At 73.7% G+C, this 4,137-nt stretch carries 3 protein-coding genes and 1 pseudogene; 3 read left to right on the top strand and 1 reads right to left on the bottom strand.

Features of this window, described 5'->3' with window-relative positions; translation table 11 throughout:
• Positions 1–312 (top strand): annotated as a pseudogene (locus M0P34_RS14120) (oxidoreductase); the annotation flags it as partial.
• A gap of 72 nt (positions 313–384) precedes the next feature.
• Positions 385–1,536 carry an AI-2E family transporter gene (locus tag M0P34_RS14125; protein WP_291500250.1) on the top strand — a complete coding sequence of 384 codons (1,152 nt, stop codon included), beginning with the start codon at positions 385–387 and terminating at the stop codon, positions 1,534–1,536.
• Between the two features lie 117 nt (positions 1,537–1,653).
• On the opposite strand, the gene M0P34_RS14130 is transcribed toward M0P34_RS14125, so the two are convergent.
• On the bottom strand, positions 1,654–2,844 hold the full coding sequence (locus tag M0P34_RS14130; protein WP_291500252.1) for an MFS transporter: 1,191 nt from the start codon (positions 2,842–2,844) through the stop codon (positions 1,654–1,656).
• 297 nt (positions 2,845–3,141) lie between these two features.
• Here M0P34_RS14130 and M0P34_RS14135 point away from each other — a divergent pair.
• Positions 3,142–4,137: glycosyltransferase (locus M0P34_RS14135; protein WP_291500256.1), on the top strand; the 996-nt coding region annotated here is incomplete at its 3' end.

The raw sequence follows: 4,137 nt of genomic DNA on the forward strand, positions 1-4,137 counted from the left end.
ATCCGGCGCATGGGCGAGCTGCGCCCGACCCTGGTCCGCCGGGGGGCGAGCATCGGCGGGGGCGCGGTCGTCGTGTGCGGCAACACCGTGGGGCGCTGCGCCTTTGTGGGCGCCGGGGCGGTGGTCACCCGCGACGTGCCCGACCACGCCCTGGTGATGGGCAACCCGGCCCGGGTGCGCGGCTGGGTCTGCGCCTGCGGGGTGAAGCTGGACGAGGACCTGCGCTGCCCGGCCTGCGGCGCGGCCTACAGGCGGGCGGAGCAGGGCCTGGCCCCGGCCGAAGGCCCGGGCGCCGGGGGCTGCGGCGCATAGCGGCGCTGCGCCCGGCCCCTCGCGGGGCAGGGCCTTCCCAAGTCTGGCGTCCTCGCCTATAGTCCGGCCATCATGAGCACCGTTCCCGACGATTGCGGCGGCGGCCTCAAGGGGCCGACCTCGACCATCTACAAGTGGGCCCTGGGCGCGCTGATCCTGCTGGCCGTGTATCTGGCCTACAGGGTCTTCAGCACGTTCCTGGCGCCCATCATCTTCTCCTCGGTCCTGGCGGCCATCTGCTACCCGCTCCAGGCCAGGCTCTCGGCCCGCCTGGGCGGGCACGACTCCCTGGCGGCCATCGTCGTGCTGCTGGTGGTGGTCTTCTGCGTGTTCCTGCCGACCTTCGTCTTCTTCTCGGGGCTGGTGTCCCAGGCGGCCACGTCCATCGCCAGCCTCACGGCCTGGATCCGCAGCGCCGATTTCGTGGCCCTGGTGGAGAAGGCCCGCGTGGACGCCGTGGTGGCCTGGCTGCACGAGCGCCTGCCCTTCCTGGACCTGAACGGGCTGGACATCCAGGCCGGGCTCATCGACTTCTCGCGCAACGTCGGCCAGACCATGATCCGCACCGGCACGAGCATCGTGGGCAACGCCATGAACGTGCTGTTCTCCTTCTGCATCATGCTGTTCGTGCTGTTCTTCTTCCTGCGCGACGGGCGGCGCATCGTGGCCTACGTCAAGTACCTTTCGCCCCTGCACGAGAGCCAGGAGGATTCCATCATCGCCAGCCTGCGCAACGTGTCGCGGGCGGTGCTGGTGGGCGGGCTGCTGGTGGCGGTGCTCCAGGGGCTGGCCGGTGGCGTGGGGCTGGCCATCGCGGGCATCCCGGCCCTGTTCTGGGGCACGATGATGTGCTTCGCCTCGCTGATCCCGGTGCTGGGCACGGGGCTGGTCTGGTTCCCGGCCAGCGTCTACCTGCTGCTCACCGGGCGCTGGGAGATGGGCGTGTTCCTGCTGGTCTGGTGCGGGCTCGGGGTGACGAGCATCGACACTTTCCTGCGGCCCTATTTCATGCGCGGCTCGTCGGGCATGCCGCTGCTGGCCATATTCCTGTCGGTCATCGGCGGCTTGCAGACCTTCGGCGCGGCGGGCCTGCTCTATGGCCCGCTGATCCTGGCCTTCGTCATGGTCATGCTGCGCATGTACGGCGAGGAGTTCCGCGAGATCCTCGAATTCGACCCCAGGCGCCCACCCGAGGGGCCGCCGCCCCCGCCGCCCGGGGCCTGAGCCCGGGAGCAGGCCCCGCCGCCGGGCGCGCCCGGCGGCAGGCGCAGAAAAGGCACGCCCCCCGCCGACAGCCGGCGGGGGGCGTGCCTTTTGGCGCGGGGGCAGGAAGGGGCGGGGCTACGCCTCGCGGGGCGAGAAGCGCAGCAGCCGCAGCAGGGGCACCCCGCCCAGGATGCAGGCCCCGAGCACCACGAAACCCGTGCCGAAGGCGCCCCGGTCGCCGAACCAGCCCAGGAACGCGGGCGTGGCGCCGGAGCCCAGCAGGATGGCCAGGGGCACCGCCAGGGACACGGCCACGTTGCGCACGCGCTGGTCGTAGGCCTGGGACATGGCCGTCAGCCCGGCGGCGAAGAAGCACACCGCCAGGGTCGGCTGGAGCACCGCCGCCGCCGCCAGCCACGGCCCCGACAGGGGCCCCAGCAGCAGCGTCAGCAGTCCCGACGAGGCCAGGGACAGGGCCGCCGTGCGCCGCGCGCCGATGCGGTCCACCACGAAGCCCGTGGCCAGCGCCATGAACGGCCCGGCCAGCCGCGAGGCCGTGAGCAGGGTGTTGGCCGTTTCCGGAGCCATGCCGCGCTCGGTGGTCAGGTACAGCGGCAGCATGCTGTAGGGCCCGAAGCTCGCGGCGATGGCCAGGGAAAACAGCGCCGCCAGCACCGCGAAGGCCGGGTGCAGGATCACCTCGCGCAGGGCCTGGGCCCGGGGGGCCGTGCCGCGCGCGTCGCCGCCCCGGCCGAAGGCCTGGAACAGCGCCCCCAGCCCCAGGGCCAGGCCCCCGAAGACCAGGAAGACCCCCCGCCAGGGCAGCACCCCGGCCAGGGCCGTGGCCAGCAGCGGCACGGTGACGAAGGCCAGGTTGGGCGCCATCTCGTGTATGGCCAGCCCCCGGCCCCAGTGCCGGGGCTCCAGCAGGGTGGTGATGGTCGCCACCGCCGAGGGGAAATACAGCCCGCCCGCCAGCCCCGTGGCCAGCAGCAGCGCCCGCAGCTCGAAAAACGACCGCGACAGCCCCGCGCCGATGAGAAAGGTGCCCAGCAGGGCGGTGGACAGCAGCACGGTGCGCCTGTGGCCCAGGCGCCCGGCCACGAAACCCGAGCAGACCATGGACAGGCTCATGCCCCCGGCCACGAAGAGGAACAGTCCGCCCGCGCTGGCGTGGCCGATGCCGAACTCGTGCTCCAGCAGCCCCAGCAGCGGCGCCAGGATCACCCGCGAGACGAAATTGGCGTAGAACAGCCCGGCCAGAAGCAGCAGCGAGGGCAGGGCGGCGCGCAGGGGCAGGGCGGCGGCCGGGTGGGGCAGGGGCATGGCTGGCGTCTCCGGGTGCAAGGGTGGGGTGCGCACGATGAGATGCGCACTCGGTCTTAGCCCGCAACGCCCGGCGGGGCAACGGGAAAGGAAGGCCCCGCGGCCTCCGCCCACGCGGCGTAAAACAGGTTTTGACTGCGCGCGGCGTTTGCGGCAAGGGAAGCGGGTGACCGCACGTTCACCCAGCATCCTCGCGCCGTCCCCGCGATCCTCCGGCGGGCCGGGGGGCGCGCCTGTGCTCCCGCCGCCCGCTCCGGGCCGCGGGCGGGCGGGTTTTGCGCCCTGGGGGGCCGGGGTATGATCCGTGTGCTGCACCTGATCACCGGGCTGAACACCGGCGGCGCGGAAATGATGCTGACCAAGCTCGTGGCGGGCATGGACCCGGCCGGGTTCGAGCCCCATGTGGTGACCCTGCTGGGCGAAGGGCCCCTGGCGGCGCGGGTGCGCGCGGCGGGGGCGTCGGTGGAGTCCCTGGGCCTTGCGCGCGGCCGGGTGGCGCCCTCGGCCGTGTGGCGCCTGACGCGGCTTTTGCGCCGGGTGCGCCCCGACGTGGTGCAGACCTGGCTCTACCATGCCGACCTGCTGGGGCTCGTGGCCGCGCGCCTGGCGCGCGTGGGGCGGGTGGTCTGGAACCTGCGCTGCTCGAACATGGACTTTGCCCATTCCGGCCGCCTGACGCGCTATACCGTGGCGGCCTGCGCCCGGCTTTCCTCCCTGCCCGACGCCGTGGTGGCCAACTCCCGCGTGGCCGTGGACGTACACCGCGCCCTGGGCTACCGCCCCCGGCGGGTGGAGGTCATTCCCAACGGCTTCGACATGCACCGCTTCGCCCCGGACCCGGCGGCGCGCGGCTCCGTGCGCGCCGAGCTGGGCGTGGCGCCCGGTGCGCCCCTGGTGGGCATGGTCGCGCGCTTCGACCCCCAGAAGGACCACGCGACCTTCCTGCGCGCGGCCAGGGCCGTGGCCGATGCGCGGCCCGACGCGCAGTTCGTCCTTCTGGGCGACGGCGTGCAGGCGGACAACCCCGAGATGGCCGCCCTGGTCCGCGCGGCGGCCCCGGGGCTGCGCCCGCACCTCCTGGGCCGCCGCGACGACGTGGCGCGCCTTGCCGCCGCCCTGGATGTGGCCGTCCTGTCCTCGGCCTACGGCGAGGGCTTCCCCAACGTGGTGGGCGAAGCTATGGCCTGCGGTGTGCCCTGCGTGGTCACCGACACCGGCGACAGCGCCGCCGTGGTGGGCGGGACCGGGCGGGTGGTCCCCCCGCGCGACGCGCCCGCCCTGGCCGACGCCGTG

Origin of the sequence: Desulfocurvus sp. (assembly GCF_023230885.1) — a bacterium.
Taxonomy (GTDB): Bacteria; Desulfobacterota; Desulfovibrionia; order Desulfovibrionales; family Desulfovibrionaceae; genus Desulfocurvus.

Excerpts from the sequence above, each read along its gene's own strand:
- M0P34_RS14125 (WP_291500250.1), top strand. The coding sequence starts at position 385 with ATGAGCACCGTTCCCGACGATTGCGGCGGCGGCCTCAAGGGGCCGACC.
- M0P34_RS14130 (WP_291500252.1), bottom strand. The coding sequence starts at position 2,844 with ATGCCCCTGCCCCACCCGGCCGCCGCCCTGCCCCTGCGCGCCGCCCTG.